We start from the raw sequence: 26,187 nt of genomic DNA, 5'->3' as shown, positions 1-26,187 counted from the left end.
CCCCCAGCGCCCCTTCCGGCCCACGGCTTTCGAGGACTCCTCCACGCATGCACACCCTGAACATCGGCATCCTGGCCCACGTCGACGCCGGTAAGACCAGCCTCACCGAGCGGCTCCTGTTCGATCACGGCGCCGTGGACCGGCTCGGCAGCGTCGACACCGGCGACACCGTCACCGACGACGACGGCATCGAGCGCCGCCGCGGCATCACCATCCGCTCCGCCGTCGCCTCCTTCACGGCCGGCGGCACACGGGTCAACCTGATCGACACCCCGGGACACTCCGACTTCGTCGCGGAGGTCGAGCGCGCCCTGGAGGTGCTCGACGGCGCGGTGCTGCTGCTGTCCGCCGTCGAGGGCGTACAGGCGCGGACCCGCGTCCTGATGCGCACCCTGAGGCGGCTGCGGCTGCCCACCGTGGTGTTCGTCAACAAGATCGACCGGACCGGCGCGCGCACCGACGCCCTGCTCGACGACGTCCGGCGCCTGCTGACACCGCACGTCGCACCGCTGACCGAGGTGGCGGACGCCGGGACCGCGCACGCCCGGGTGGTCCGCCGCCCGCTCGACGACCGGACCGCCCAGGCACTCGCCGAGGTGGACCCTAACGTCCTGGCCGCGCTGGTCGACGGGCCCGAACCGACCGCGGGGGACCTGGCGGCCGCCCTGGCCTCGCGGACCGCGGACGGCTCGTTCCACCCGCTGTTCCACGGCTCCGCGCTCGGCGGCCAGGGCGTCGCGGAGCTGGCCGAGGGCCTGGTCGCGCTGGTCCCGGCCGCGCCCGCCACCCCCGGGACCGGGCAGCCGCGCGGCACGGTGTTCGCCGTTCGCCCGGGACCCGGCGGCGAGCACCGGGCGTACCTGAGGCTGTACGCCGGCGAGGTCCGCCCGCGCCGGCGGCTGACGTTCCTGCGGCGCGGGTCGGACGGGCACACCACCGAGGTCTGCGGCCGGGTGACCCGCCTCGACGTGGTCGGCGGGGACGCCACGCTCACCGCCGGGAACATCGCCGCGCTCACCGTCCCCGGCGGCCTGCGCGTCGGCGACCGGCTCGGCGAACCCTCCGACCGCGCACCGCAGTTCGCGCCGCCGACCCTGCAGACGCTGGTCCGGGCCCGGCGCCCGGAGCAGGCGGCGCCGCTGCGCGCGGCCCTGCTGGCGCTCGCCGACCGGGATCCGCTGCTGCACGCCCGCCCAGCGGCGGCCGGTGCCACCGCGCTGCTGCTGTACGGCGAGGTCCAGATGGAGGTGCTCGCGGCGACGCTGGCCGAGGAGTTCGGCATCGAGGCGGAGTTCACGCCGGGCCGCGTCCGGCTCCTGGAGCGCCCGGCCGGCACCGGTGAGGCGGCGGAGGAGATGCCGTGGCTCGACCACACCCGGTACTTCGCGACGGTCGGACTGCGCGTGGAGCCGGGGCCCCGCGGTTCGGGCGGGGTGTTCGCCCACGAGACGGAACTCGGCGCGCTGCCGCGGGCCTTCCACCAGGCCGTCGAGGAGACGGTCCACACCACGCTGCTGGCCGGGCCGTCCGGGGCCCCGGTCACCGACTGCCGGGTGACGCTGATCCGGTCGGGTTTCAGCTCGGTGCTCAGCACCGCGGCCGACTTCCGGGGGCTGACGCCGGTCGTGCTGCGCCGCGCGCTGGCCCGGGCGGGAACCGTTCTGTACGAGCCCTACCTGGCCTTCGAGGCGGAGGTCCCGGCTGACGCGCTGGCGGCCGTGACGGCCCTGTTGGGCTCGCTGGGCGCGCACTTCACCGGTACGGCGGGCGGCGACCCCGCGTGGATCGTCACCGGCGAGCTGCCGGCCCGGCGGGCCCGGGAGGCGGAGCTGCGGCTGCCGGGGGTCACGCGCGGGGAGGCGGTCTGGTCCTCGCGTCCGGCCGCCGACCGGCCGGTCGTGCCGGGACGCTGAGCCGCCGTACGTCCCCGCGCGCCTCATATGTGCCGCCTCCCGTGCTGGAGCCCGGACCAGCTCGTCAACTCACCTGTCTGGCGCGGGAGATGGCGGGCATCCGGGTCAGTAGGAAGGAGGGCCGTCGCCATGACGACTCCCGTCAGGAAGCCCACCCGTTCCACCGAGCGGCCCGCGCGGCGCATGCCCGGCTGGGCGAAGGCGCTCACCGCCGTGGTGCTGGTGCTCGTCGTGCTCTTCGCGGGGCTGCGGCTGAGTGTCCTGCCCGGGCTGAAGGACTTCTTCGGCTCCGAGACCCGGGACCGTTCCGGCCCGGCGCTGCTGAAGTCCGTCCAGGACCTCAGCCGTTACGAAGCCGCGTCCGGCAACTTCCAGGTCGTCGTGGACCTGGAGAAGGACGCCAGGTTCCTGCCGGACGCGATCCGCGGCACCCGCACCCTGTACGTCGGCGCCGGCACGGTCGACGCCTACGTCGACCTCGGGAAGGTGGGCGAGGACGACGTGCGGGTCGACGAGGACCGGACGTCGGCCACGCTGCGGCTGCCGCACGCCGCGCTGGGCGATCCGGCCCTCGACCCCGACCGCTCCTACGCCGTCTCCAAGAAGCGCGGCCTGCTCGACCGGCTCGGCGACCTCTTCTCGGACAACCCGAACAGCGAGCAGGCCGTGCGCAAGCTCGCGGCCCGGCACATCGGCGACGCCGCGAAGGACAGTGAGCTGACGGCGCGTGCCGAGAGCAACACCACCGCCATGCTCCGTGGCCTGCTGACGTCCCTCGGCTTCGAGGAGGTCCGGGTGACGTACGGGACCTGAGGCCCGCGTGGGCACGGCCCCGTCACCCGGACAGGACCGCCGGGAGGGCCAGCGCCCCGAGGACGGTGGTGCCCACCAGCAGCCACGCCACGTAGTCACCGATGTGCCCGGACTGGAGCCTCCGCAGCGGCAGGGTGCGGCCGGGCACCGCGAGCAGCCCCGGCCGGGCCACGGCGACGGCCGCCATGGCCACGGCCAGGAGACTGGAGAGCAGGCCCAGGCCGACGCCCAGGGGCGTCCAGCGCACGGAGGTGTGGACCAGCCCGGCGGTGGTGGCCCCGCTCACGGCACGGGCCACCGCGGTGCCGAAGCCGGGGACGGCACCGGCGGCGAGGGCCCCGGCGAGCAGGAGCGCCGGGACCGCGGTCATGGTGTCGGGGATCCGGCCCAGTCGCCGCCCGGTCTCGGGTTCCTCCCCCGAGCCGGTGGTCTCGTACGCGTCGTCGGCGCCCTCCCCGCCCGCCTCCCGGGGGGACGGGCCCAGGCCCAGGAAGACCCTCGCGGCCACCCGCAGGACGGCCGCCGCGGTCACGGCGCTCGTCAGGACGTAGAGCACGGTGAACGGGCCGCCCGCCGCCTCCTCGGCGGCCGACTTGCCCAGTGCCGTGCCGAACGGCGGCAGACCGGCGAGGCCCAGTGCGCCGGCGACGACCATCACGGCGACGCCGCGCAGGGGGCGGGCGCGTCCGTGCAGGACGTGTTCGTCGACGCTGCCGTAGCGGTCCAGGAGGATGCCCGCGCAGGCGAACAGCGCCGCCTTGACCCCGGCGTGCCCGACGACGTAGAGCGCGACCCCGTCGTCGCCCCCGGGGGTGAGGGTGCCGAGGCCGATCAGGAACAGGCCGGTGTGGGCGATCGTCGAGTACGCGAGGAGCCGCTTGATGTGCCGCTGGTGCCAGCACATCACCGCGCCGGTCACCGCCGTCGCCGTGCCCAGCACCGTCAGCACCCGCTCCGCGTCGGCGGCGGGCAGTCCGCCGGGGCCGGAGAAGACGGTGTCGTAGACGCGCCAGACGCCGAAGACGCCCAGTTCGACCATGACGCCGGACAACAGCATGCACACCGGGGTGGGAGCGACCGCGTGCGCGTCCGGCAGCCAGAACTGGAAGGGCACCGCCGCCGCCTTGACCAGCAGCCCGGTCAGGACGAGGACGAACCCGGCCAGCACCAGTGCGTCGGGCGGCCCGTGGGCGTCGAGCGCGTCGCCGATGCGGGCCAGGGCGAGTTCGCCGGTGCGGGCGTACAGCAGGGCGATGCCCATCAGCAGGGCGTAGGCGCCCAGCGAGTTGACCACGGCGAAGGCGAGCGCGCCCTGGACGGCCCTGGCCTCCTCGACGCGGTGCCCGGTCAGGGCGTAGGCGACGACGCTCATCAGCTCGAACCAGACGAAGGCGTTGAACAGGTCGCCGGCGGTCGCGAAGCCGCACATGCCGGCCTGGAAGACCAGTACGAGCGCCGGGAACGCCCCCGCGTGGCCGTGCGGCGGCTCGTCGAGGGAGCGCCGGGAGTAGGCGAGGGCGGCGAGGGTGAGCACGCAGACGAGTGCGGCCATGCCGAGGCCGGGGCCGTCGCCGGTCAGGACGATGCCGACGCTGTGTCCCGCCACGGGCTCCCAGCCACCCGCCCACTCGGTCAGCGGCGGCGAGGAGTGCGTCAGCAGGAGGAGGGCGAGCGCCGCGGTGCCGGCCGAGACCGCGCAGGCGGCGCCGTCCGCGACGGCACGGGGCAGGTGCCGGCCCGTGGCGGCGAGCAGGGCGGCACCGAGCAGCGGTACGGCGACGAGGAGGGGCAGCAGGTGGTGCATCAGCCGCGCAGCTCGCTCAGTTCGTCCGGGTCCACCGTGCCGTGCCGCTTGGCGACCTGCACGACCAGGGCGAGCAGGAGGGCGGTGACGGTGGCGCCGACGACGACGTCGGTCAGGGCGAGGGCCTGGACGACAGGGTCCACCACCGGCCGGGAGCCCGGCGTGACGTCGGAGAAGACCGGCGCGGTGCCCGCCTCGCGGTAGCCGACGGCGAGCAGCAGGACGTAGGTGGCGGCCTGGCACACGGACAGACAGCCGACGGCGTGGATGAGGTCGCGGCTGGTGGCCAGGCCGTAGCAGCCGGCCAGGAAGACCCAGACGGCCACCAGGTAGGGCAGTACGTGTGTCAGGGCGGTCATGGGGCTCTCACTTCCCGCGCTTGCCGGAGTCGTCGTGGTCCCCGCCGTCCGCGGCGATTCCGTCGTTCGCGGCGTTTCCGTCGTTCGCGGCGTTTCCGTCGTTCGCGGCGGTCCCGCCGGTCCTGCCGCTCCCGTCGTTCTCGCCCTCGTCCACGATCTCCACGGCCTGGTCCAGGAACCCCGCGAGCAGCACGACGACCGCGCAGGCCACCTCCATGCCGATCGCGGCGTTCAGCAGCGGGACGGTGCCCGCGGAGGCGAGTGTGTTGAACGTGCCGTACGGCAGCAGGGTGTTGGCGAGGAAGGCGGAGCCCGCGAGCAGGGCGGCGAGGCCGGTGACGAGGTAGGAGGAGGCGGCGAGCGCGTCGGCCGCCTCGTAGGGGGCGAGGGGCCGCAGGCGTTCGAGGGCCCGGTAGTCGGCGCCCAGGTAGAGCAGGTGCAGGGCCGTGGCGGCGACGACGCCGCCCTGGAAACCGCCGCCGGGGCTGACCTGGCCGTGGGCGATGACGTACAGGCCGGTCAGCAGGGCCACGGGCAGGACGAGCAGGGCGTAGCGCCGCACGGGCCGGGAGACGGCGGCGGGTTCCGGGCGGGCCCGGTGCTCGTCGCGGGTCTGGCGCAGCAGGACCACGCTGCCGAGGACCGCCGCGAACAGGATGCTCATCTCGCCGAGCGTGTCGAAGCCCCGCTGGTCGAAGGTGACGGAGGAGACGGTGTTGGCCGTGTGCCGGCTCAGGGCCGCCCCTACGGCCCGGTCGCCGTAGGGGTGCCGGTCGCCGCCGAAGCCGGGCAGCCGCAGGCAGGCGGCCGCGAGCAGAGCGGCGAGTCCGGCACCGCCCAGGGCCACCAGCCACCGTCGCACGCGTGAGCTCACGGCCCTCCTCCCCCTCTTCCTCCGCTCCGCCCGCGCTCGGGGCGCCGGCCGCGCCGCTTCACCTTGCGGACCGTCAGCAGCAGCAACAGGGGCGTCAGGGGGGAGCCCACCGCCAGTTGCGACAGGCCCACGTCGGGCGCCTGGAGCACGGTGAAGAGCACGGCGAGCACGACACCGAGGACGGCGAGGACCAGGGACTGGCGCACGGGGTCGCGGACGGCCACCGCCGCCGTGGCGGACGCGGCGACCAGCAGCAGCGCGACGACGATCACGGTCTCAGTCACCGCGGCCCTCCTGCATGCCGCCGGCGAGCGCCCGGGAGGCGATCAGGTTGCCGCCGACCAGCAGCACCCCGATCACCAGCAGCTTGACCAGGGCCCTGCCCGGCCCGGTGGCCACGGCGACCGCCACCACGACCGCGGCGCCGAGGGCCGCGGCCGTCCAGGTGGGGCCGCCGGCGTGCGGCGGGTCGTCGGCCAGTTCGTCGGCGAGCAGCCGGGCGAAGACGAGGGTGCCGACCGGCCCGAGAACGGCGAGCACCAGGGCGAGGTCGACGTAGGCGGGACGGCCGTAACCCTGGGCGAGCAGCAGGAGGGCCGGACAGGCCAGGGCGGTGCAGAGGTTCTGGGCGGTGGCACGGCGGCGCAGGGGCCCGGTCGTCACCCCCCACAGGGTGGCGCCGACTCCGCCGGCCAGGACGAGGACGGCGGCGAGGATCCAGCCGTTCACCGCCCGCTCACCGCCCGCCGCGCGCCACGCGCCACGAACGCCGTCAGCGCCGACGCCCCGGCGCCCACGGCGAGTTCCAGAGGGTCGACGCCACTGATGAGGACCAGCCACAGCGCCGCGAGCGGGACCCACCACGCGGCCACCTCGACCAGGGCGAGGAGTGTCCTACGGCCCTTCACACGCCACCTCCACGGCCCTTCGCGGGCTTGACTGGCTCAACGGGCTTGACGGGCTTTCACGGCCGGGCAGTCCGGTGCCTCACGTCCCGCATTCCCGGCATGCCGCTTTCATTGCGGTTCCTTCCGGTCCGGCCGCCATCCAAGCACCGCGCGAGGGGCGGCCGACGGCGGCGCGCGGTGTCACCACCGGCCGGAGTGCCCCGGCCGGGCGAGCGGAATCCGGGCGCGGGAGCACCGCACAGCGGGCCGGGACGGGTGCGCGGGCACGCTGTGCCGCGCGCCGGGCATCCTCGGCGGTTCGGCGGGTAACCGCGCTACCACGCGGGGAAGTTGACGACTGGAGGACCGACATGGTTCGTGCCGCCTCAGGACTGCGTATGTGGCCGCGCCCCCGCGCCGCCAAGACGCGGGAGACCGGAACCGGGACCGGGACCCGCGAACGGCACGCACTCGCCCTGCCGTTGCGGCTGCTGGCGACGGCGTGCGCCTTCGTCTTCATGGTGGCGTTCGCGGTGGTGCTGGCGCGGCTGACCCTGCACCCCTCCCCCGCGTCCGAGACCCTCGTACACAGCAACCTGCACCCCGGGCGCTCCCTGAGGGCCTATCTCGACCAGCCCGCGCTGCGCGACGCCGTCAAGCAGATCGGCGGGAACATCCTGCTGGGCGTGCCGTTCGGCGTGCTGGTCCCGGTCGTCGCCCCGCGCACGCGCGGTGTGCTGCGCGTGCTGCTGCTGACGGCGGCCGTGATGCTGCTGGTGGAGTTGGCGCAGGGCGCTCTGGTCACCGGGCGGGCCTTCGACGTCGACGACGTCATCCTCAACACGACTGGTGCACTGGCCGGTTACCTGCTCCTCGGCCGGCGGATGAGCCGCGCGGTGCACGCGCGGCGGGCCCGCACCTGAGACCGGGACGTCCGGTGCCACGGCGGCGCGGACACCCGCGCACCACCTGCGGGGCGGCCCGGCGCCTTCCTGGTGCGGGGTCCGGGTGACCAGTGCGAGGCCCGGGTGACTAGTGCGGATTCCAGGTGAACTTGTCGCCGCCCACCCAGCGGACGACGGCCGGGTCGTCCAGGTCCTGGACGGTGATGCCGTAGGCGGCGGCGGCCTCCAGCACGTCGACGACGCTCCTGGCCTCGCCGACCACCTCGCCGTCGATCTCCACGATCCGGAACGGGGGCGGACCTGCCTGCACCCCGAAGACGAGGATCCGCGGATTGCCGATGTACGGGCTGTCGATCTCGGTCATGCATCGAGGGTAGGCCGGAATCCGTGGAAGCGAGGAACCCGGCAGGGCCGAGCGCGCCGGGTGCGAGGTCCCGCGTTCGTGGTGCGGGTCCCGGCGCCCTGGGGAACCCTGGACATGCCGGTGGAGGCCGGCGGGAGGGCCGGCCGAGGTGGGACGAGGAGGCGGCGATGGACCCCGTCGAGGCGCTGGAGCGGATCGCGTTCCTCCTGGAGCGGGCCCAGGCACCGACGTACCGCGTCCGCGCCTTCCGCACCGCGGCGGGCGTGCTCGGCGGGCTCCCGGCCGCCGAGCTGCGCGAGCGGGCCGGGTCGTTGGAGTCGCTCAAGGGCGTCGGGCCCAAGACCGCGCAGGTGGCGCGCGAGGCGCTGGCCGGGCAGGTGCCCGGCTACCTGGCGAAACTGCAGGACGAGGCGGACACCCCGCTCACCCGGGGCGGCGAGGGGCTGCGGGCGCTGCTGCGCGGCGACTGCCACCTGCACTCGGACTGGTCCGACGGCGGCAGCCCGGTCGAGGAGATGGGCCGGACGGCCGCGGCCCTCGGGCACGAGTGGGCGGCCCTGACCGACCACTCGCCGCGGCTGACGGTGGCCCGCGGGCTTTCCCCCGCGCGGCTGCGCGAGCAGCTCGACCTGGTGGCGGAGCTCAACGAGACCTGGGCCCCCTTCCGCCTGCTGACCGGCATCGAGTGCGACATCCTCGAGGACGGCTCGCTGGACCAGGAGCCGGAGCTGCTGGAGCGGCTCGACGTGGTGGTCGTGTCCGTGCACTCCAAGCTGCGCATGGACGCCCGCTCGATGACCCGCCGCATGGTGACCGCCGTCCGCGACCCGCACGCCGACGTCCTCGGGCACTGCACCGGCCGGCTGCTGACCGGGCGGGGACGGCCGGAGTCGGAGTTCGACGCGGACGAGGTGTTCGCCGCCTGCGCGGAGTCCGGTACGGCCGTGGAGATCAACAGCCGTCCGGAGCGGCTCGACCCGCCCCGGCGGCTGCTGCGCCGGGCGGTGGCGGCCGGGGTGCTGCTCGCGATCGACACCGACGCGCACGCGCCCGGTCAGCTCGACTGGCAGATCCACGGCTGCGCGCGGGCCGAGGAGTGCGGGGTGCCGCCGGAGCGCGTGGTCACCACGTGGTCCCTGGACGAGCTGCTGGCCTGGACGCGCGAGGGCCGCACGCCGGCCGGAGTGGGGCGGCGCTGACGTGGTACCCGGTCCCGAGCCGGGCTCCACGGACGGGAAAGGACAGTGCATGCGACGGGCGGCCGTGTTCGACGTCGACGGGACTCTCGTCGACACCAATCACCTGCATGTGACCACCTGGTGGGAGGCGTTGCGGCAGGCGGGCCACCAGGTGCCGATGCACGCGGTCCACCGGGCGGTGGGGCTCGCCTCCACCGACCTGATCGCCCACCTGCTGGGCGAGGACCGGGACACCGGCCGGGACGCCGCGCTGAGCGCCGCCCACAAGGCGCTGTACGGCCAGTACTTCGACCGGCTGCCCGCGCTGCCGGGCGCCGGGGACCTGCTGCGCCGGCTCGCCCGTGACGGCTGGACGGTGGTCCTCGCCACCTCCGCGGGCGGCTCGGAGCTGGGCGCGCTGCGGCGGGCGATCGACGCGGACGACGCCATCTCCGCCACCGCCGGCGCCGACGACGTGCAGGCGGGCAAACCGGCCCCGGAGCCGGTCGAGCACGCCCTGGAACTGGCCGGGGTGCCGGCCGAACGGGCCGTGTTCGTCGGCGACACCGTGTGGGACATGCGCGCGGGCAGCCGGGCCGGGGTGCGCTGCGTGGGCGTGTTGTGCGGCGGTCTGCCCCGCGCCGACCTGGAGGAGGCGGGCGCCCGGGAGGTGTACGCCGACCCGGCCGACCTGCTGGCCTCGCTGGACGGGAGCCCGTTCGCGTGAACCATGCGTTCCTGTCGCGGACGGCCGGCACCGCATGACCGCTGTGTTCCACGGTTTCCGGGAAACGCTCCGGGGCAGGCGGCCCCTGGCCGCCGTGTGGTGGGAGGCGTGTGCCGTCGGACGGGCCGCCCGGGCCGCCTGGCGGGGGCCGGGACGCGAACGCGACCTGGTCACGCAGTCGCTGAAGGCCGCGGGCGCGGCGCTGATCGCCTGGGCCGTGGCGGGGGTCTGGCTGGGCGACCCGATGGCGCTGATGGCGCCCTGGGTGGCGCTGGTCCTGGTGCAGGCCACCGTCTACAGCTCGGTGCGCCAGGCCGGCCAGCAGTTCACGGCGATCTGCCTCGGCGCGCTGGTGGCGTCGGCGGCCCAGGCGATCACCGACGACAACACGGGTGCGCTGGCGCTGTCCCTGCCGGTGCTGATGCTGGTGGCGAACTGGTCCCGCTTCGGCCGGCAGGGCATCTACGCGGCCACCACGGCGGTGTTCGTCCTGGCCTCCGGCACGCCGGTGTCCGCCGCCGCGGTCGGCCACCGGGTGGGGCAGGCGGCGCTGGGCGCGGTCGTCGGCGTGGCCGTCAACGCGCTGGTGCTGCCGCCGATCCACCTGAGAGACGTACGGGAGAACCTCGCGGCGCTGGCCCGGGAGGCGGGTGACCTGCTGTGCACCGTCGCCGACGGCCTGCGGGAGGACCAGTGGGACGCGCAGACCGCGGCCGGCTGGTCCGACGGCGCCGCACGGCTCGAACGGCGGCTGGAGGCGTTGCACTCGGCCCGGTCGTGGAGCCGGGAGAGCCTGCGGCTGACCTCGGGCCCGCTGCGCCTGCTGCGCCGCGGCCCGACGGCGGCACCGCCGGAGGACGAGGACCGGCGGTGGAGCCGCGTCACCGCGAACGTCGGCGCGCTGACCCGGACGCTGGCCGTGGCCGCCGACGAGCACCGGACACCCGCACCGCCCCAGGGACCGGTCGTGGACCTGTACGCGCGCCTGCTGGGGCTGATCGGCGACGCCTGCCACGCCGAGGCGCGCCGGCTGGTGGGCGAGCGGGCCGACGGCGGCACGGAGGCGGCCACCGAGGAGACGATGGAGGAACTGCACGGCCGGTTGCAGGAAGGGCTGCGGGAACACGCCGGGCGGGAGGCCGCGAGGACCGCGGTCCTCGGCACACTGCTCCTGCAGGCGGAGAACCTGTGGGCCGAGATCGTGCCGGAGCCCCACAGGTCGGCCGGCCCGCACGAGCAGTGACGCACATCACCCCAAACCGCGACAGACGGTGGAACACCGGCAGGCCCTTCTCCGTTGAACAGACCGTGGGTACGGATGGGACAGTGTCCCCGGGCCTCACCTATTGCCCACAGGGACGATCGTTCGGCTGAAGCCCTGTGGAGCCTTTCGCCGAGAGGCGACCGCCATCCGTATCCGCAAGAGCCGCCCCGGCCGTGATTCCCCCGTCGCGGTCGGGGCTTCCCCTTTGCGCACCCTCCTCTTTCCGCCGCCCGGCTTCCCGCGCGCGTGCCCTTCCCCCGGTACGGGTACCCGGTGCTCCCCGTACGGGCCGGGCGGCCGAGAGGAGCACAGGGTGAGCAGCGCAACGGGCAGCAGGATCGTCGTCACGGGCGCCACGGGCAACGTGGGCACCAGCGTGGTGCGGCTCCTCTCCGAGGACCCGGAGGTGGGGTCCGTCCTGGGGCTGGCCCGGCGGGTCCCCGGATGGTCGCCCGCGAAGACGGAGTGGGCGGCGGTCGACCTCTCCTCGGAGCAGACCGATCTGACCGGGCACTTCGCCGGTGCCGACGCCGTGATCCATCTGGCCTGGGCCTTCCAGCCGACGCACGATCCGGCGACGACCTGGCGCACGAACGTGCTCGGTTCCCTGCGGGTCTTCGAGGCGGTGGCCGCGGCCGGGGTGCCGGCGCTGGCGCACGCCTCGTCGGTCGGCGCGTACTCCCCGGGGCCCAAGAACCACGCCGTGGACGAGTCGTGGCCGACGCACGGCTGGCCGGACGCCGCGTACTGCCGGGAGAAGGCCTATCTGGAACGAACCCTGGACACCTTCGAACGCGACCACCCGGGGATCCGGGTGGTGCGGATGCGGCCCGCCTTCCTCTTCAAGCGGGAGTCGGCCAGTGAGCAGCGCCGGATCTTCGGCGGCCGGTTCCTGCCAGGTCCGGCGGCGCGTCCGGAGCTGCTGCCGTTCCTGCCGGACATCCCCGGTCTGCGCGTGCAGGTGCTGCACACCGACGACGCGGCGCACGCCTACCGGCTCGCGGCCCGCTCCGAGGACGCCCGGGGCGCGTTCAACCTCGCGGCCGACCCTCCGGTGGACGCCGGGCTGCTGGGTGAGCTGACCGGGGGGCGTCCCGTGCGGCTGCCGCGCACCGCGGCCCGCTCGGCGATCGCCGCCGCGTGGGGGCTGCGGCTGCTGCCCGCCTCGCCGCACCTGTTCGACGCGGTCCTGCGGCTGCCGCTCATGGACTGCACGCGGGCGCGGGTGGAACTGGGCTGGCGCGCGACGCGTACGGCGCCCGAGGTGCTGGAGGAGTTCCTGCGGGGGCTGCGGCAGGGCGCGGGGGCGGACACGGAGCCGATGCGCGGGCGGAAGGCCGGCTGAGGACGGGTCCCCTCCTCGGACCCACACCGCCCCTGCGCACTACGGGCCTGCGCCGCCCCTGGGGGCTGCGCCGGTACGGGAGACCGGTCCGGGCGGGGCCGGTCCGGGCGACGGCCGGGAGACCGGTCCGGGCGGGGCCGGTCCGAGCGATGGCCGGGAGACTCGTCCGGGCAAGGGCCGGGAGACCCGTCCGGGCAAGGGCCGGGAGGCCCGTCCGGGAGGCCGGACGGGGCAAGGGCGGGAAGGCCCGTCCGGGGCGGGGCCCGGAAGCCGGTCCGGGAGGCGGGACCGGGCGAGGGCCGGATAGGCCCATCCGGGCGAGGGCCGGAAGGCCCGTCCGGGGCGGGGCCGGTCCGGGCGACGGCCGGGAGGCCGTTCCGATCCGTTCGTCCTCGTGCGGGCGGCTCCAGCGACCGCCTCGTTCAGCGCCCCGTTCAGCCGGAGGACTCGTCGGGCACCGGGTGCTCGGGGTGGACGGCACCGGAGTGCGGTGCGCCGCGTCGGCCCGTGCCCGCCTCGTCGGTGTCGGGCACGTCGGCCGCGGGCCCGGTCTCCGCGTCGCCGGCGGCCTCCTCGTCGTCCTCGGGCCCGTCCGTCGCCGGGCCCTGACGGCCCTCGCGCTGCTCGCGGGTGGGCGAGGCGGCCTCCCACGGGTCCTCGTGGTCCCCGGCCTGCTGGTCCGGCATGTCGCGCGGAACGGGGGCACCGTTCTCCCCCGGCCCTTCGTGGCGGTGGTCGGACACGGCGCGCTCCTTCCCGTGGTTCTCCGTTCGCCCGAGGCCGCCCGCCAGTCTTCCGGCGGCCGTCGGAGCGGCGACGGGTACCTCCTCCGCGACCGGGGAAACCTCGGCGCGGTGCACACTCCCCCGAAATTCGCTGGCGACCCGCCCCCCGGGCTATTTACGCTAGGCGTAAACCTAGAGCCCCTAGGCGATGCCTGGGACACGTATTCGAACCAAGGAGAGGCTCCCATGAGAGCACTCGACGAGCGCACCGTCCGCGCCTCGTTCATCAACTGCTCCAAGGGCGAGGCCAAGCGCCTGACCGTGCCCCGCGACCTCGACCAGCGGCCGTGGGACGACCTCGACTTCCTCGGCTGGCGGGATCCCGGGGCGCCCGACCGCAGTTACCTGGTCGTCGAGCACGAGGGCCGCCCCACCGGTGTGGCGCTGCGGTTCCAGCAGTCCCGGGGCGGCTTCTTCCAGCGCAGCATGTGCGGACTGTGCCTGACCACCCATCCCCGGGGCGGCGTGTCCCTGATGACGGCGCGCAGGGCGGGGGCGGCCGGCCGCGAGGGCAACTCGGTCGGCCTGTACATGTGCACCGATCTCGCCTGCTCCCTCTACCTGCGGGGCAAGAAGGTGCCGGAGAGCGGCGGGCGGTTCGAGGAGAGCCTCACCCTGGAGCAGCAGATCGCCCGTACGCTGGGCAATCTGTCCGCGTTCGTCGCCAAGGTGACCGGCTGACCCGTCCGGCGGCGCCCGGCGCGTGAGAGGGGGCCCGGCCGCCCGCCTCCGGCTACCGTCCTGATCGGACACGTTCGAGGCGCCTGCGGAAGGGAACAGCCCGAGGATGCGGGATGTGCTTGAGGCCGCGAGGACGGCTCTGCGTCGGGTGAAGTGGCTGAAGGACCCGGTGGTCGTGCAGGCCCTGCGCTCCGCCGCCGCGGCTTCGATCGCCTACGTCATCGCGGTCCGGCTGACCCCCGACAAGTCGGCGGCGCCGCTCACCGCGCCCCTGACCGCCCTGCTGGTCGTCCAGGTCACCCTGTACGCCACGCTGAAGATGAGCTTCCGCCGGGTCAACGCGGTGGTCGCCGGTGTCCTGGTCGCCATCGCCTTCAGCCAGCTCGTGGGACTGAGCTGGTGGAGCCTGGCGCTGATCATCGTGGCGGCGCTGGGCGTCGGGCACCTGGTGCGCGCCGAGGAGTTCACCGCCGAGGTGGCGATCAGCGCGATGCTCGTGCTCGGCGTGACCTCGCACGGGAGCCTGGCGTGGGCACGGGTGGTGGAGACGCTGATCGGGGCGATCGTCGGCCTCGTCTTCAACCTGATCCTCGCGCCCCCGGTGTGGGTGGAGCAGGCCGGCGAGTCCGTCGTGGGGCTGGCCCGGCAGGTGCGCCAACTGATGCTGCGCATGGGCGAGGAGGCCGCCGGCAGCACACCGTTCCACGAGGCGGCGGCCCGGCTGCACGAGGCACGCCGGCTCGACCACGACATCGGCGAGGTGGACGAGGACCTGCGCCAGGCCGAGGACAGCCTGCGGCTCAACCCCCGGGTGCGCGAGGGGCTGCTGCACCGGGTCGTACTGCGCACCGGCCTGGACACCCTGGAGATCTGCACGGTGGTCATGCGGGTCCTCGCGCGCAGCTTCACCGACCTGGCCAAGGAGCGGGAGCCGGAGCCCCTGTTCGCGCCGGAGACGGGGGCCGCCGTCCAGCAGCTCCTGTCCGAGATCGCCGACGCCGTGGTGAGCTTCTCGGTGCTGGTCACCAGCAGCGTGAGCGAGAACGCCGAGTCCGCGGAGGAACGGCTGGCCGCCGAGCTGCGCCAGGCCGCCGCCACCCGGGACCGGCTGGCCGACCTGCTGCTGGACGAGGTCCGGCGGGACGCGAGGCAGTGGCAGTTGCGGGGCGCGGTGCTCGCCGAGGTGAACCGGATCATCGACGAGATGGACACCGAGCACCGCTCCCGCCGGCTCCTGGAGGAACTGGACCGCCACACGCGCGAGCAGCGCGAACGCATGCCGCGGCTGACCCGGCTGCGGGACCGGGCACGGGCCGCGCTGCGCCGGCGGAACCGCGGCACCGCCGGCCGGCGTTCCTCCTGAGGGACGAGGAAGAGTTCACGGCGGATGAGGGGGCGTTCGGATGACCGACACCAGTGTGCGGATCGACGGGAACCGGCTGTCGTTGCCGGGCGGTGCGACGGTGAGTTTCGTCCGCACCCTGCGGCTGCCCGAGACGGGGACGCATCCGCTGCCGCCGGGGCTCGGCGAGTTCCCGCTCCGCCGGGTCACCGACTACCCCGACACCGTGCCCGAGCAGTGGCGGGCGCGCGGCGGCGTGATGCTGCCGGTGTACCTGCGTGAGGCCATGTGGCTGAGTTTCGCGGGCACGAGGGAGCCCGCCGCCCTCCAGGTGGGGGCGGGCAAGGTGTGCGCGGTCTCGGGCAGGCCGTGGAGCGACCGGCTGTCGCGCGATCCGCAGAACTACGTGGTCCTGCCCCGCCAGCCCTGGCTGGACGGCATCAACTCCGGGACGGGCACGGTCCGTCAGTTCGTGGCGGTGCCGCTCGGCATGGGTGCGACCGTCGAGGGCCAGGTCACCGGTGAGGAGGTCTGGGGAGGCGTCCAGTTGCAGGCGTTCACCCTGAGCGCCCCCGCGTTGCGGCGCTGGCGCGAGGAGGAGCGGCGCCGCAGTCGGCCGGCACGCCGGGGAGCCCTCTCGGCCGGGGCCCTCGGAGCCCCGGCGCCCGCGTCGGCCCCCGCCGCCCCGGGTGCGGCTCCGGGCTACGGCGGGGCGGTGAGGCGCCGGTCCGCGCCGGCGATGGGGCTCGGCGCCGGCGGCTCGATGCGCCAGGAGGTCTACCGCGACGAACGGCCGCTGACGGACTGGGCGGAGCAGCCGGCCGGCCGGGTCTTCGTGCACCTGGTGACGCCGCCGCAGTGGCGCCGCATCACCGGCGAGGCACCGCCGCCCTCCCCGGTGGACCGGGCCGCGTACACCCGGGCCGGTCTGCCCTGGTACGACTACTACGACCAGGACGCCCACGACCTCGCCCCCGCCGAGCCGCTCCAGGACGTCAAGCCGGTCGGGGACTGGATCGGCGACGACCACGAGCCGTGGCAGCCGCCCGCGCCCCACCAGGTCCAGCCCCTCAAGGACGCCCCGGGCCAACCGGTGCGGGACGGGGACTGGTAGCGGCACAGCGGGCAGGCCGGCGAAGGCGTCGCGTCGGGGAAGGTCGCGGCGGGGAAGACGCTGCGTCGGGGAGAGCCGTTCGCCTCACCCGTCGCCCTCCGCGCGCTGCCGCTGCAGGGCCCGGGGACGGGAGGCGGCGGCCGCCTGCCCGAGGAGTACGTGCACCCGCTCCGTGAGCTGGGCGACCTCGTCGGCGGGCGCGTGGAAGGGCAGGCGTACGTCGCCGTGGTCGCGGACGCGTTCGATGCGCAGGGTCAGTCCGTGCCGGTCCACGGCGAGCGGCCGCACCCGGACCGTTCCGTGCAGGCTGTCCGGGTCCACGAGCCGGGTCAGCCGCTGGACGGCGTCGTCGTGGCAGTCGGCGAGGTGGGTCAGCAGCCGCGCCTCGGCCAGGGCCAGCGGATCGGGCGCGGCGGCGGTGAACTCGTCGACGTCGACCACCACGGCCCCGGACGGCCGCCGCAGCACCACGCGGGTGGGCCGGAAGGCCAGGTGCCCGTCCTCCACGGCCATCCATCCGGCGAGCCAGAGCCGGGCCCTGATCCGGCCCCGTACCGGGACGGGCGCCACGTCGGCGAACTCCAGCACGGCGGACGGCTCCCCGCGGGGCGCGCACACGACCGTGGCGAGCAGGGCGCTGTCCCCGGGCACGTGCAGGAGCACCCGGCCGTCGTCGGCGACGGTGTGCGCGCCGACGAACTCCTCACGGCCGCTCTCCGCGGTCACCGCGCAGGACCAGGCGGCGGCGAGCACGGACCGGGCCTGTTCCGCCGCGGCAGGCGCGGCCGTCCAGGCGTGGCTGTCACCCATCCCAACCTCCGTTCGGGCATTCATTAGGTAAGGCTCACCTAACCTATCGGAGTCCGGGGAGCGCGCCAACCACAACGCGTGGTCCGCAGGCGCGTCCTCAGCGCGCGATGGCCCCCAGCAGCGCCCGTGCGCACAGGTCGCGGACCTGCTCGTGGGCGGGCTCCGGGTCCCGCAGCCACTCCAGGCAGACCGCGGTGGTGAAGGCCAGCCAGCCGCGCACCGCCAGCCGCACGTCAGCGCGTTCCCCGAAGGCCGGACCGAACTCCGGGTCGGCGGCCAGGGCCGCGAGGATCTGCCGCTCCTGCGCCGCGAGCGCCTTCCGGTACACGCGGCGCACCGCCTGGTCGCCGGTCGCGTCGGCGCGGTGGAAGGCGCGGTAGCCGTGCGCGTGGGCCCGGACGTACTCCAGGTACGCGTCGAGACCCGCGGTGAGCTGCTCGCGGACCGGGACGCCGGGCACGGCCGCCGTCATGCGCAGCATGCGCTCGCTCTCCCGCTCGACGACCGCGGCGAAGAAGTCCCGCTTGTTCGGGAAGTAGTGGTAGAGCAGCCCGCGGGAGACCCCGGCGATCTCGGCGACCTGCTCGATCCAGACCTCGTCGTAGGGACTGTCCGAGAAGAGCCGCGCGCCCACCGAGAGCAACTGCTCCCGGCGCTCGGCGGTGCCGAGCCGGCGGCGGGTGCGTGCGCCCTGGTTCGCGGCCATGCCCGCACCTTACTTGACGCCGGTTCAACAACGGGACGAGACTGGGCGCGTTATTGAATCCATGTACAACACGAGTGCCCCGGCTCGTGCAACACGCCGCTGCGTCAAGGGAGATCGCGTCATGGCCCGGACTGCGAGGGCAACGGCCCCGGACGGACTGCCCAAGGGTTTCCGCAGCGCCGAGCAGGGCTGGCCCGACCTGCACCGCATCCCGCACCCCCCGTACCGGCTGCCCCTGCTCGGAGACGTGGTGGGGGCGAGCAGGCGCACCCCCATGCAGGACTCCCTGCGCTACGCACGCAGGCTGGGGCCGATATTCAGGCGGCGGGCCTTCGGCAAGGAGTTCGTGTTCGTGTGGGGCGGGTCGCTCGCCGCCGACCTGGCGGACGAGACGCGGTTCGCCAAGCACGTGGGCCTGGGGGTGGCCAACCTGCGCCCGGTCGCCGGGGACGGGCTGTTCACGGCGTACAACCACGAGCCCAACTGGCAGCTCGCCCACGACGTGCTGGCGCCCGGGTTCAGCCGCGAGGCCATGGCCGGGTACCACGTGATGATGCTGGACGTCGCCGCGCGGCTCACCGGCCACTGGGACCTGGCCGAGGCGTCCGGGCGGGCGGTGGACGTGCCCGGTGACATGACCAAGCTGACGCTGGAGACCATCGCGCGCACCGGTTTCGGACACGACTTCGGCTCCTTCGAACGCTCCCGCCCCCACCCGTTCGTCACCGCGATGGTGGGCACGCTCGGCTACGCGCAGCGCCTCAACACGGTGCCCGCGCCGCTCGCCCCGTGGCTGCTGCGCGACGCGACCCGCCGCAACGCCGCCGACATCGCCCACCTCAACCGCACGGTCGACGACCTCGTACGGGACCGCAGGGCGGCCGGCGGTGCGGGCGGTGACGGCGACCTGCTCGACCGGATGCTGGAGACGGCCCACCCGGAGACCGGTGAGCGGCTGTCGGCGCAGAACGTGCGCCGGCAGGTCATCACCTTCCTGGTCGCCGGGCACGAGACCACCTCCGGCGCGCTCTCCTTCGCCCTGCACTACCTCGCCCAGCACCCCGAGGTCGCGGCCCGGGCGCGCGCCGAGGTGGACCGCGTGTGGGGCGGGACCGAGCGGCCCGGCTACGACCAGGTGGCCAAGCTGCGCTACGTGCGCCGGGTGCTCGACGAGTCGCTGCGGCTGTGGCCGACCGCGCCCGCCTTCGCGCGGGAGGCGCGGCAGGACACGGTGCTCGGTGGCACGCATCCGATGCGGCGCGGGGCCTGGGCGCTGGTGCTCACCGGCATGCTGCACCGCGATCCGCGGGTCTGGGGGCCGGACGCGGAGCGGTTCGACCCGGACCGCTTCGAGGCGAAGGCCGTGCGGTCGCGCGCCCCGCACACCTACAAGCCGTTCGGGACGGGGGCACGGGCGTGCATCGGACGGCAGTTCGCGCTGCACGAGGCCACCCTCGTCCTCGGGCTGCTCCTGCGCCGCTACGAACTGCGGCCGGACCCCGGCTACCGGCTGCGGGTGACCGAGCGGCTGACCCTGATGCCCCAGGGACTGCGTCTCCACCTGGACCGGCGGACCCCGCCGCCGTCGGACCCGGGGCCGGCGGCCGACGCCGGGGAGACACGGCAGGAAGGCGACCGGGACGGCCTGTCAGCGCCCCGCTGTCCAGTGCACCGGGCGGGTGACTGAGTCCGGCAGCCCGGTGCCGGGGCCGCCCCGGGCCGCGTTGACCTGGAGCTGGGTCAGGAAGAGGGCGCCCGTCAGGTCCGCGTCGGTCAGGTCGGCGTCGCGCAGGTCGGCACCGATCAGGTCGGCGCCCCGCAGGTCGGCACCGGTGAGGTCCGCGGCGATGAGGCAGGCCCCGCGCAGATCGGCGCCCGCGAGGTCGGCGCCCTTCAGGCGGGCACCCATCAGGTCGGCGTTGCGGCGGTTCTTCTTCCGGCCGCGGGTGCCCGACCGGACCAGCTCGCTGGTGCGCAGCAGGAGCGCGTTGACGTGCTGCCGGTGCGGCCCCACGTCGAGGGCGGCCAGTTCCCCGGGGGTGCCCCCGGCGAGGCGTTCGGTCTCGTCGAGGGCCCGGCGCAGGTCGGCGTGGACCGGGTGGGCAGCGGGCAGCGTCAGTGCCTCGGTCAGGTACCGGAGCAGCTCGTGCAGGTGGCGGACGACCGGAAACACCTCGAACATGCGGCGCCCGTGCTCCGGCGGACCGCCGCGCCAGTCCTCGCCGCCGAAGGTGACCTGGGAGACCCGCTGCCCGGCGCCGAAGCAGTCGTAGACCGTGCAGCCGGGGAAACCGCGTTCCCGCAGCGTCGTGTGGATGCCGCACCGGTGGTCGGTGCGCAGGTTGGCGCAGGGCGTGCCGGCGTCCTTGTCCAGCGCGAAGTCCGCCGAGCGGGCGAACGGCAGGGCCACGCAGCACAGGCCGAAGCAGCTACCGCAGTCGCCGCGCAGGTCCTCGGGGGCCGGGAGGTCCGTCCGGCCCGCCGTGTGTTCTCGCATGGCGTCGAGGATACGGGCCCCGGCGTGCGGGACCGAGGGCGGTCCCGCACGCGGTCAGGTTCCCAGCGCGGACAGGTCGAGGCGGGCCAGCCGCTCCGGGTCGGACAGGATGTACAGACCCGTGATGAGGCCGTCGGCCACGGTGACGCAGGTGACCGACCGCGGCCGTCCCTCGGAGACGGCGACGGTGCCGACCGCGCCGTTGACCAGGACGACGCGGGCGAGCCCTGCCAGATGGCGGAAGTGGAACGCCCCGGTGGCGACCGTCCGCGCTCCCCGCACCACCTTCGACGCCGCCACGCCCCGGGCGAGGGCGCCGGCGTCGGCCCGCAGCACCACGTCCGGGTGGAGGACGGCCACCAGGGCCTCGAAGTCACCGGCGCGGCTCGCGGCCAGGAACGCCTCGACCGCTTGGCGCTGGCGGCCGAGGTCCGGATCGGCGACGGGGGTCGCCTCCCGCACCCGGCGCCGGGCCCGGCTGGCGAGCTGTCTGGTCGCGGCCGGGCTGCGCTCGACGACCGGGGCGATGTCGTCGAAGGGCACGGCGAACATGTCGTGCAGGACGAACGCCAGCCGCTCGGCCGGTTCCAGGGTCTCCAGGACCACCAGCAGGGCGATGCCCACCGAGTCGGTGTGCAGGGCCTCCTGCTCCGGGTCGGTCCGGGGCAGGGCACTCACCACGGGGTCCGGCACGAAGGTGTCGAAGCCCTCGGTCATCGGCTCCTCGCGGCGCGCGGTGCGCGAGCGCAGCAGGTCCAGGCAGATCCGGCCGGTCACGGTGGTCAGCCAGGCGCCGAGGTTGTCGACGCCCTCCCCGCCCGAGCGGTCCAGGCGCAGCCAGGCCTCCTGCACGGCGTCCTCGGCCTCGGCCAGGGAGCCGAGCATCCGGTAGGCCACCGCCTTGAGCTGCCCGCGGTGCTCCTCGAAGCGCTCCGCCAGCCGCTGCTGTCGCCGCACGTCCTGTTCCCCGTACACGTCCTGCTCCCCCCGCACGCCCCGCTCCCCCGTCGTCACGCCGTTACCGTCCGAAGAGTTCGAAGGTCACCGCAGGCCTTCCGCCGAACCGCTCCCCGGCGGCCCGCGTGAAGCCGGTGAGGAAGCCGCGCACGTACGTCTCCGGGTCCTGGTCGGTCAGCACCTCGATGTACGTGCGGTGCTCCAGCAGCGAGCGCACCGCGCGCTCGAAGCCCGGGGCGGCGTCCACGGCGTGGGTGGGCGAGGAGGAACCGGCGACCGCGACCCACCGCACGCCGTTCCACGGTTCGAGGCCCTGTTCGGTCAGCTCCGGGAAGATCCACCGGTTGCCCGCGTCGGCCGCCGCGTCGAGCGTGGCACGGCCGACGGCGACGTGGTCCGGGGTGTTCCAGGCGACGCCGCCCCAGGTGTCCCGGTGGTTGAGGGTGACGACCAGCTCGGGGCGGTGCCGGCGGATCGCGGCGGCGATGTCGCGGCGCAGCGCGGTGCCGTACTCGACGACACCGTCGCGGTGGCCGAGGAACTCCACCTCGCTCACCCCGACGACGGCGGCGCTCGCCCGCTGCTCCCGCTCCCGCAGCGGCGCGCACTCCTCGGGCGGCAGGGTGTCGATGCCCGCCTCGCCCCGGGTCGCGAGCACGTAGGCGACCTCGCGGCCCTCGTCGGTCCAGGCCGCGATCGCCGCCGAACAGCCGTACTCCAGGTCGTCGGGGTGGGCCACGACGGCGAGGGCGCGGCGCCAGTCCCCCGGCATGGGCTCCAGTTGCGTGATCGTCGGCTCGGTCATGCCCCGCACACTAACCCGGCCCGCCGGCGTTCCACCCGGAATTCAGACCTCGTCGCGGGCGAGCGCCAGCAGCCGGTCCAGGACCCTCGGGCCGCCGGCCCGCACGCCGTCGTGCTCGAACTCGTCGGTCACCCAGGTGCGCAGGCCCCGGATCGCACGGGCGGTGGTCAGCGCGTGGGCGGTGTCGACGTACATGTCGTCGTGGTAGACGGCCGCGGCGGCCGGCACCTCGTTGGCGGCGAGGCGGTCGGGGTCGTACAGCGGGGTCCAGTCGGTGCGGGCGGCGAGCAGGTCCGCCGTCTCGCGCAGCGGGCGCAGGGCCGGGTCGCAGTCGAACATCCAGGGGTGGATCGTCTCGCCGGTGAAGAGCAGCGGTTCGTCGCCCGCGAGGGACTTGGCCGCGTCGAAGCGCGGGAACTCGGCGCGGACCCGCTCGGCGGACCAGGCGGTGGGGCGCGCGTCCTGGCCGTAGATGGCCTCGTGGACGAGGGCGTACAGCGGGCGGCCCGCGTACGACAGCAGGCTCTGGGCCTGTTCCTGGAAGGCGTCGGACAGCTCGTGCCCGCCCGGGGTGCGGACGAAGGCGTCCTCCAGGAGGAAGTGCAACTGGTGGCTGCCCTCGCCGCTGCCGAGCATGATGCCCAGCGACTGGAATGCCTCCACGGTGAGCCGGTAGCCGTTGGGCAGGACCACGTCGTGGGTGAGGAGGTGGTCGGCGATGCGGCGGGCGCGCTCGACGTCCTGCGGGTAGCGGGCGTAGTGCGCGGCGACCTTGCGCTCGACGCGGGGGTAGGCGGCCCGGTAGACGTCGTCGGCGTGGGCGTCGAGGGAGGGCAGGCCGCCGGTGATCAGCGCGGTGTCCAGGCCCTCGGGGGCCAGGGAGAGGTAGGTGACGGTGCAGAAGCCGCCGAAGCTCTGGCCGAGCACGGTCCAGGGGGCGCCGCCGGTGACCTGGGAGCGGATGGCCTCGCAGTCCCGGACGATGGAGTCGGCGCGGAAGTGGGCGAGGTAGTCGGCCTGCTCGGCGGGGCCGCCGCGCAGCGGGAGGGTCTGCCGGTTGGCGGGCGTGGAGGCGCCGGTGCCGCGCTGGTCCAGGAGCAGGACGCGGTACTCCTCCAGGGCGCGGCCGAACCAGGCGGGGCGGCCGACGAAACGGTTCGCCTTGCCGCCGGGGCCGCCCTGGAGGTAGAGCAGCCACGGCAGGTTCTTGTCCGCCTTGTCGCTCGCGACGGCCTCGCGGGCGTACAGCTCGATCGTCTCCCCGGTGGGGTCGGCGTGGTCGAGGGGCACGGTGAAACGGCGGTCGGTGAGGACGACGCCTGGCTGGCGGTAGCTGACGCTCAACGGGGCTCCCGGGGCGGACGGACGCGACGGCCGATTCTTTCGGCCGTGTCCCAGTTCAGCACACGGTCCTGCGGCCGCCGACCCCCGGGATCATGAAATCATGCCGCGGGCCTGCTGAACGGCCGGTCAGCGGGCGGCGAGGCTGGAGCGCCGCACCACCAGTTCCGGCTGGAGCACGACCCGTCGGTGCGGGTGCTCCCCGTCCGCGCCCTCCAGCTCGGTCTCCTCCAGGAGCAGCTCGGCGGCCATGGCGCCCATGGTGACGGCGGGCTGGCGCACGGAGGTGAGCGGGACGGCCGCGGCGGCGGCGAACTCGATGTCGTCGTAGCCCACGATCGCGAGGTCGTCGGGGACGCCGACCCCGGCGGCGTACATCGCCTGCAGGACGCCGAGGGCGAGCAGGTCGTTGGCGCAGAACACCGCGGTGGGGCGCTCGGCGAGGCCCAGCAGGCGGGCGCCGGCGTCGCGGCCGGCGGCGACGTCGAGGCGCTCGGTGGGCAGCTCCCGCAGCGCGTCGGGGCCGAGCCCGGCCTCGGCGAGCGCGGCGAGGGCGCCGGTGCGGCGGTCGCGGACCTGGTTGAGGCCGGGCGGGCCGCTGACGTAGGCGATGGAGCGGTGTCCGGCGTCCACGAGGTGGCGCACGGCCAGCGCGCCGCCGGCGACGTCGTCGACGGAGACCGAGCACTCGGTGGTGCCCTCGGCGACCCGGTCGACGAGGACGAAGGGGATGTGGTGGCGCCGGAAGCCCTCGATGTTGCGGCCGGTGGCGTCGGCGGGGGTGAGCAGGACGCCGCGGACCCGCTGCTCGGCGAAGAGCGAGAGGTACTCCGCCTCCTCGGCCGGGTTCTGGGCGCTGTTGCAGACCATCACGCCGAGCCCGGCCTCGCGGGCGGCCCGCTCGGCGCCGCGTGCGACGTCGACGAAGAAGGGGTTGCCCATGTCCAGGACGAGCAGCCCCATGATCCGGCTGCGGCCCGCGCGCAACTGGCGGGCGGACTCGCTGCGGACGTAGCCCAGCCGGTCGATGGCCGACAGCACGCGCGCGCGGGTCTCGGCCGCGACGGTGTCGGGGCGGTTGATGACGTTGGAGACCGTGCCCACGGAAACTCCGGCGGCGCGGGCGACATCCTTGATACCCACGGAATGGGCCATCGGGCAGGGACCTCCGAGGTCGGGGTGGATGTGGGGGGCGGCCGCAGGACCTTCACACAGTACCCGGGCCGCCCCTGCGGACCCCCGTCAGGCGAGGTGGAACACCTCGGTCAGCGGCTTCATCGCCTCGTCGGGGCGGGCCCCGTCCAGGGACTCGAAGAGCGGGCCCATCTCCGCCTGCCAGCGTGCGTTGACCTCGGTGGCCTCCATGCCGGCCTGGGCGGCGGCGAAGTCCTCGGTCTCCAGGTAGCCGACGAGCAGGCCGTCGTCACGCAGGAAGAGCGAGTAGTTGTGCCAGCCGGTGGCGGAGAGTGCCTCGCACATCTCCGGCCACACGGCGGCGTGGCGTTCGCGGTACTCCGCGATGCGGTCCTGGCGGACCTTGAGCAGGAAACAGACGCGCTGCATGAAGTACCGCTCCCGTACGAAAGGTAACGACTGTACGAAGGATGGGGGACGGACGACGGGTGGGGACTAGAAGTTGAACTGGTCGACGTTGTCGGCCGTGAACACGGTCGGCTTGCCGAGGTCGATCACGCCGTCCTTGCCGATGGTGTACTCGCCCATGGCACCGGCCTTGAAGGTCTCGCCCTCCTTGCCGGTGATCTGCCCGGAGGCCAGGGCGACGGCGGTGCGCGCGGCCAGCTCGCCGAGCTTGGCCGGGTCCCACAGCTCGAACGCCTCGACGGTGCCGTTCTTGACGTACTTGCGCATGTCGTTGGGGGTGCCGAGGCCGGTCAGCTTGACCTTGCCCTTGTACTTGGAGCCGGACAGGTACTGGGCGGCGGCCTTGATGCCGACGGTGGTCGGGGAGATGATCCCCTTCAGGTTCGGGTGCTCCTGGAGCAGGCCCTGGGTCTGCTGGAAGGACTTCTGGGCGTCGTCGTCGCCGTAGGCGACCTTGACCAGCTTGACGTCCTTGTACTTCGGGTCCTTCAGCTCGTCCTTCATGATCTCGATCCAGGCGTTCTGGTTCGTCGCGGTCTGCGCGGCGGACAGGATCGCGATCTCGCCCTTGTTGCCGATCTGCTCGGCCATCTGCTGCACCTGGGTGCGGCCGATGTCGTCGGCGGACGCCTGGGAGATGAAGGCGTTGCGGCAGTCGGGGTTGGTGTCGGAGTCGTAGGTGACGATCTTGATGTCGTTCTTCATGGCCTGCTTGAGCGCGGTGCACAGCGCGCCCGGGTCCTGCGCGGAGACGGCCATGGCGTCGACCTGCTGCTGGGTGAGCGTGTTGACGTAGGAGACCTGGCCGGCGGTGTCGGTGCCGCTGGAGGTGCCGACCTCCTTGTAGCTGGAGCCCAGCTCCTTGAGGGCCTTCTCGCCGCCCTTGTCGGCGACGGTGAAGTAGGGGTTGTTGACCTGCTTGGGCAGGAAGCCGACGGTCAGCCCCTTCTTCGTCTCGGCGTTCGGGTCGGCCTTGCCCGCCGCGGCGGCCTTGCCGCCCTCGTCCTTGACGTCCTCCTTCGTGGTGCCGCCGCAGGCGGTGGCCGCCAGGGCGAGGGAGGTGACGGCGGCGAGCGCCGCGCAGGTGCGGCGGATGGACGACTTGCGCATGGTG

Annotated in this window: 28 protein-coding genes; 11 read left to right on the top strand and 17 right to left on the bottom strand. The window is 74.5% G+C overall.

Annotated features, from left to right (window positions below; translation table 11 throughout):
- Nucleotides 1–47 precede the first annotated feature (47 nt).
- Together otr(A) and IG88_RS0127180 are read left to right on the top strand one after the other, a co-directional pair.
- The gene (gene otr(A) / locus IG88_RS0127185; protein ID WP_031046532.1) at nucleotides 48–1,913 is read left to right on the top strand and encodes a tetracycline resistance ribosomal protection protein Otr(A); all 1,866 of its coding nucleotides are present in this window, start codon (nucleotides 48–50) and stop codon (nucleotides 1,911–1,913) included.
- A gap of 129 nt (nucleotides 1,914–2,042) precedes the next feature.
- Nucleotides 2,043–2,726 carry a DUF4230 domain-containing protein gene (locus IG88_RS0127180; protein WP_031046530.1) on the top strand — a complete coding sequence of 228 codons (684 nt, stop codon included), beginning with the start codon at nucleotides 2,043–2,045 and terminating at the stop codon, nucleotides 2,724–2,726.
- A 22-nt stretch (nucleotides 2,727–2,748) separates the two neighbouring features.
- On the opposite strand, the gene IG88_RS0127175 is transcribed toward IG88_RS0127180, so the two are convergent.
- Genes IG88_RS0127175 through IG88_RS0127150 form a run of 6 tightly spaced genes read right to left on the bottom strand, consistent with a single transcriptional unit; the run spans nucleotide 2,749 to nucleotide 6,671 of the window.
- The gene (locus IG88_RS0127175; protein WP_031046529.1) at nucleotides 2,749–4,530 is read right to left on the bottom strand and encodes a complex I subunit 5 family protein; all 1,782 of its coding nucleotides are present in this window, start codon (nucleotides 4,528–4,530) and stop codon (nucleotides 2,749–2,751) included.
- Entirely contained in the window at nucleotides 4,530–4,889 is a 360-nt protein-coding gene (locus IG88_RS0127170; RefSeq protein ID WP_031046527.1) for a sodium:proton antiporter, read from the bottom strand. The genes IG88_RS0127175 and IG88_RS0127170 overlap by 1 nt, the downstream gene beginning before the upstream one ends.
- Nucleotides 4,890–4,896: 7 nt before the next feature.
- Nucleotides 4,897–5,763 (bottom strand): MnhB domain-containing protein, encoded by an 867-nt coding sequence (locus IG88_RS0127165; RefSeq protein WP_078861627.1) that lies wholly within the window; start codon nucleotides 5,761–5,763, stop codon nucleotides 4,897–4,899.
- Complete coding sequence (locus IG88_RS0127160) at nucleotides 5,760–6,047, bottom strand: hydrogenase subunit MbhD domain-containing protein (RefSeq protein WP_031046521.1); 288 nt, start codon at nucleotides 6,045–6,047, stop codon at nucleotides 5,760–5,762. The genes IG88_RS0127165 and IG88_RS0127160 overlap by 4 nt, the downstream gene beginning before the upstream one ends.
- Nucleotides 6,040–6,492 carry a monovalent cation/H+ antiporter complex subunit F gene (locus IG88_RS0127155; protein ID WP_031046511.1) on the bottom strand — a complete coding sequence of 151 codons (453 nt, stop codon included), beginning with the start codon at nucleotides 6,490–6,492 and terminating at the stop codon, nucleotides 6,040–6,042. The genes IG88_RS0127160 and IG88_RS0127155 overlap by 8 nt, the downstream gene beginning before the upstream one ends.
- Nucleotides 6,489–6,671 (bottom strand): hypothetical protein, encoded by a 183-nt coding sequence (locus IG88_RS0127150; RefSeq protein WP_031046510.1) that lies wholly within the window; start codon nucleotides 6,669–6,671, stop codon nucleotides 6,489–6,491. Before IG88_RS0127150 ends, IG88_RS0127155 begins: the two co-directional genes overlap by 4 nt.
- Nucleotides 6,672–7,021: 350 nt before the next feature.
- On the opposite strand from IG88_RS0127150, the gene IG88_RS0127145 reads away from it, so the two are divergent.
- On the top strand, nucleotides 7,022–7,573 hold the full coding sequence (locus IG88_RS0127145; protein ID WP_031046507.1) for a VanZ family protein: 552 nt from the start codon (nucleotides 7,022–7,024) through the stop codon (nucleotides 7,571–7,573).
- Between the two features lie 109 nt (nucleotides 7,574–7,682).
- Here IG88_RS0127145 and IG88_RS0127140 read toward each other — a convergent pair whose 3' ends face one another.
- On the bottom strand, nucleotides 7,683–7,919 hold the full coding sequence (locus tag IG88_RS0127140) for a hypothetical protein (RefSeq protein ID WP_031046504.1): 237 nt from the start codon (nucleotides 7,917–7,919) through the stop codon (nucleotides 7,683–7,685).
- A 167-nt stretch (nucleotides 7,920–8,086) separates the two neighbouring features.
- Between IG88_RS0127140 and IG88_RS0127135 the strand changes: the two genes are divergently transcribed.
- From IG88_RS0127135 to IG88_RS0127120, 4 genes are all read left to right on the top strand, one after another.
- On the top strand, nucleotides 8,087–9,118 hold the full coding sequence (locus IG88_RS0127135; RefSeq protein ID WP_031046502.1) for a PHP domain-containing protein: 1,032 nt from the start codon (nucleotides 8,087–8,089) through the stop codon (nucleotides 9,116–9,118).
- A 49-nt stretch (nucleotides 9,119–9,167) separates the two neighbouring features.
- A complete protein-coding gene (locus IG88_RS0127130) occupies nucleotides 9,168–9,824 on the top strand; it encodes an HAD family hydrolase (RefSeq protein ID WP_031046499.1) in 657 nt (218 codons plus the stop codon).
- 34 nt (nucleotides 9,825–9,858) lie between these two features.
- Nucleotides 9,859–11,067, top strand: a complete 1,209-nt coding sequence (locus tag IG88_RS0127125; protein WP_199807503.1) for an FUSC family protein — start codon at nucleotides 9,859–9,861, stop codon at nucleotides 11,065–11,067.
- 334 nt (nucleotides 11,068–11,401) lie between these two features.
- The gene (locus tag IG88_RS0127120) at nucleotides 11,402–12,433 is read left to right on the top strand and encodes an SDR family oxidoreductase (protein WP_031046495.1); all 1,032 of its coding nucleotides are present in this window, start codon (nucleotides 11,402–11,404) and stop codon (nucleotides 12,431–12,433) included.
- Nucleotides 12,434–12,867: 434 nt separating this feature from the next.
- Here IG88_RS0127120 and IG88_RS0127115 read toward each other — a convergent pair whose 3' ends face one another.
- Nucleotides 12,868–13,176: a hypothetical protein gene (locus IG88_RS0127115; RefSeq protein WP_031046493.1), complete on the bottom strand. Its 309-nt coding sequence runs from the start codon at nucleotides 13,174–13,176 to the stop codon at nucleotides 12,868–12,870.
- Between the two features lie 228 nt (nucleotides 13,177–13,404).
- Between IG88_RS0127115 and IG88_RS0127110 the strand changes: the two genes are divergently transcribed.
- The 3 genes from IG88_RS0127110 (at nucleotide 13,405) to IG88_RS0127100 (ending at nucleotide 16,355) form a co-directional block, all read left to right on the top strand.
- Nucleotides 13,405–13,899 carry an FBP domain-containing protein gene (locus IG88_RS0127110; RefSeq protein WP_031046491.1) on the top strand — a complete coding sequence of 165 codons (495 nt, stop codon included), beginning with the start codon at nucleotides 13,405–13,407 and terminating at the stop codon, nucleotides 13,897–13,899.
- Between the two features lie 106 nt (nucleotides 13,900–14,005).
- The gene (locus tag IG88_RS0127105; protein ID WP_031046489.1) at nucleotides 14,006–15,262 is read left to right on the top strand and encodes an FUSC family protein; all 1,257 of its coding nucleotides are present in this window, start codon (nucleotides 14,006–14,008) and stop codon (nucleotides 15,260–15,262) included.
- Nucleotides 15,263–15,302: 40 nt separating this feature from the next.
- Nucleotides 15,303–16,355: a hypothetical protein gene (locus IG88_RS0127100; protein WP_031046487.1), complete on the top strand. Its 1,053-nt coding sequence runs from the start codon at nucleotides 15,303–15,305 to the stop codon at nucleotides 16,353–16,355.
- Nucleotides 16,356–16,439: 84 nt separating this feature from the next.
- On the opposite strand, the gene IG88_RS0127095 is transcribed toward IG88_RS0127100, so the two are convergent.
- Both IG88_RS0127095 and IG88_RS0127090 read right to left on the bottom strand, forming a co-directional pair.
- Complete coding sequence (locus tag IG88_RS0127095) at nucleotides 16,440–17,165, bottom strand: DUF2470 domain-containing protein (RefSeq protein WP_031046485.1); 726 nt, start codon at nucleotides 17,163–17,165, stop codon at nucleotides 16,440–16,442.
- Nucleotides 17,166–17,262: 97 nt separating this feature from the next.
- The gene (locus tag IG88_RS0127090; RefSeq protein WP_031046482.1) at nucleotides 17,263–17,871 is read right to left on the bottom strand and encodes a TetR/AcrR family transcriptional regulator; all 609 of its coding nucleotides are present in this window, start codon (nucleotides 17,869–17,871) and stop codon (nucleotides 17,263–17,265) included.
- Nucleotides 17,872–17,992: 121 nt separating this feature from the next.
- Between IG88_RS0127090 and IG88_RS0127085 the strand changes: the two genes are divergently transcribed.
- Entirely contained in the window at nucleotides 17,993–19,558 is a 1,566-nt protein-coding gene (locus IG88_RS0127085; RefSeq protein WP_031046481.1) for a cytochrome P450, read from the top strand.
- Here the strand turns inward: IG88_RS0127085 and IG88_RS0127080 are convergent.
- The 7 genes from IG88_RS0127080 to rhaS all read right to left on the bottom strand — a co-directional run bounded on the left by IG88_RS0127080 (nucleotide 19,520) and on the right by rhaS (nucleotide 26,183).
- Complete coding sequence (locus tag IG88_RS0127080; RefSeq protein WP_051852078.1) at nucleotides 19,520–20,368, bottom strand: pentapeptide repeat-containing protein; 849 nt, start codon at nucleotides 20,366–20,368, stop codon at nucleotides 19,520–19,522. The two genes, IG88_RS0127085 and IG88_RS0127080, sit on opposite strands and share 39 nt — an antisense overlap.
- Nucleotides 20,369–20,422: 54 nt before the next feature.
- Entirely contained in the window at nucleotides 20,423–21,361 is a 939-nt protein-coding gene (gene sigJ, locus IG88_RS0127075; protein ID WP_051852077.1) for an RNA polymerase sigma factor SigJ, read from the bottom strand.
- A 25-nt stretch (nucleotides 21,362–21,386) separates the two neighbouring features.
- Nucleotides 21,387–22,130, bottom strand: a complete 744-nt coding sequence (locus IG88_RS0127070; protein WP_031046473.1) for a PIG-L deacetylase family protein — start codon at nucleotides 22,128–22,130, stop codon at nucleotides 21,387–21,389.
- A gap of 42 nt (nucleotides 22,131–22,172) precedes the next feature.
- Nucleotides 22,173–23,474 carry an alpha/beta fold hydrolase gene (locus IG88_RS0127065; protein WP_031046469.1) on the bottom strand — a complete coding sequence of 434 codons (1,302 nt, stop codon included), beginning with the start codon at nucleotides 23,472–23,474 and terminating at the stop codon, nucleotides 22,173–22,175.
- Between the two features lie 126 nt (nucleotides 23,475–23,600).
- The gene (locus IG88_RS0127060; protein WP_031046466.1) at nucleotides 23,601–24,626 is read right to left on the bottom strand and encodes a LacI family DNA-binding transcriptional regulator; all 1,026 of its coding nucleotides are present in this window, start codon (nucleotides 24,624–24,626) and stop codon (nucleotides 23,601–23,603) included.
- Between the two features lie 87 nt (nucleotides 24,627–24,713).
- Nucleotides 24,714–25,034: an L-rhamnose mutarotase gene (locus tag IG88_RS0127055; RefSeq protein WP_030185674.1), complete on the bottom strand. Its 321-nt coding sequence runs from the start codon at nucleotides 25,032–25,034 to the stop codon at nucleotides 24,714–24,716.
- A 66-nt stretch (nucleotides 25,035–25,100) separates the two neighbouring features.
- Nucleotides 25,101–26,183 (bottom strand): rhamnose ABC transporter substrate-binding protein, encoded by a 1,083-nt coding sequence (rhaS, locus tag IG88_RS0127050; RefSeq protein ID WP_031046464.1) that lies wholly within the window; start codon nucleotides 26,181–26,183, stop codon nucleotides 25,101–25,103.
- Nucleotides 26,184–26,187: the final 4 nt, after the last annotated feature.

Source organism: Streptomyces sp. NRRL F-5650, assembly GCF_000721365.1.
Lineage (GTDB): Bacteria > Actinomycetota > Actinomycetes > Streptomycetales > Streptomycetaceae > Streptomyces > Streptomyces ardesiacus.
This window is presented reverse-complemented; position numbering and strand designations above follow the sequence as displayed.

Coding starts and splice junctions, on each gene's coding strand:
- IG88_RS0127135 (WP_031046502.1), top strand. CDS start 8,087: ATGGACCCCGTCGAGGCGCTGGAGCGGATCGCGTTCCTCCTGGAGCGG.
- IG88_RS0127085 (WP_031046481.1), top strand. CDS start 17,993: ATGGCCCGGACTGCGAGGGCAACGGCCCCGGACGGACTGCCCAAGGGT.
- IG88_RS0127090 (WP_031046482.1), bottom strand. CDS start 17,871: ATGGCCGCGAACCAGGGCGCACGCACCCGCCGCCGGCTCGGCACCGCC.
- IG88_RS0127100 (WP_031046487.1), top strand. CDS start 15,303: ATGACCGACACCAGTGTGCGGATCGACGGGAACCGGCTGTCGTTGCCG.
- IG88_RS0127080 (WP_051852078.1), bottom strand. CDS start 20,368: ATGCGAGAACACACGGCGGGCCGGACGGACCTCCCGGCCCCCGAGGAC.
- IG88_RS0127170 (WP_031046527.1), bottom strand. CDS start 4,889: ATGACCGCCCTGACACACGTACTGCCCTACCTGGTGGCCGTCTGGGTC.
- IG88_RS0127175 (WP_031046529.1), bottom strand. CDS start 4,530: ATGCACCACCTGCTGCCCCTCCTCGTCGCCGTACCGCTGCTCGGTGCC.
- IG88_RS0127145 (WP_031046507.1), top strand. CDS start 7,022: ATGGTTCGTGCCGCCTCAGGACTGCGTATGTGGCCGCGCCCCCGCGCC.
- IG88_RS0127110 (WP_031046491.1), top strand. CDS start 13,405: ATGAGAGCACTCGACGAGCGCACCGTCCGCGCCTCGTTCATCAACTGC.
- IG88_RS0127095 (WP_031046485.1), bottom strand. CDS start 17,165: ATGGGTGACAGCCACGCCTGGACGGCCGCGCCTGCCGCGGCGGAACAG.
- IG88_RS0127180 (WP_031046530.1), top strand. CDS start 2,043: ATGACGACTCCCGTCAGGAAGCCCACCCGTTCCACCGAGCGGCCCGCG.
- IG88_RS0127130 (WP_031046499.1), top strand. CDS start 9,168: ATGCGACGGGCGGCCGTGTTCGACGTCGACGGGACTCTCGTCGACACC.
- rhaS (WP_031046464.1), bottom strand. CDS start 26,183: ATGCGCAAGTCGTCCATCCGCCGCACCTGCGCGGCGCTCGCCGCCGTC.
- IG88_RS0127055 (WP_030185674.1), bottom strand. CDS start 25,034: ATGCAGCGCGTCTGTTTCCTGCTCAAGGTCCGCCAGGACCGCATCGCG.
- IG88_RS0127070 (WP_031046473.1), bottom strand. CDS start 22,130: ATGACCGAGCCGACGATCACGCAACTGGAGCCCATGCCGGGGGACTGG.
- IG88_RS0127105 (WP_031046489.1), top strand. CDS start 14,006: ATGCGGGATGTGCTTGAGGCCGCGAGGACGGCTCTGCGTCGGGTGAAG.
- IG88_RS0127140 (WP_031046504.1), bottom strand. CDS start 7,919: ATGACCGAGATCGACAGCCCGTACATCGGCAATCCGCGGATCCTCGTC.
- IG88_RS0127060 (WP_031046466.1), bottom strand. CDS start 24,626: ATGGCCCATTCCGTGGGTATCAAGGATGTCGCCCGCGCCGCCGGAGTT.
- IG88_RS0127125 (WP_199807503.1), top strand. CDS start 9,859: ATGACCGCTGTGTTCCACGGTTTCCGGGAAACGCTCCGGGGCAGGCGG.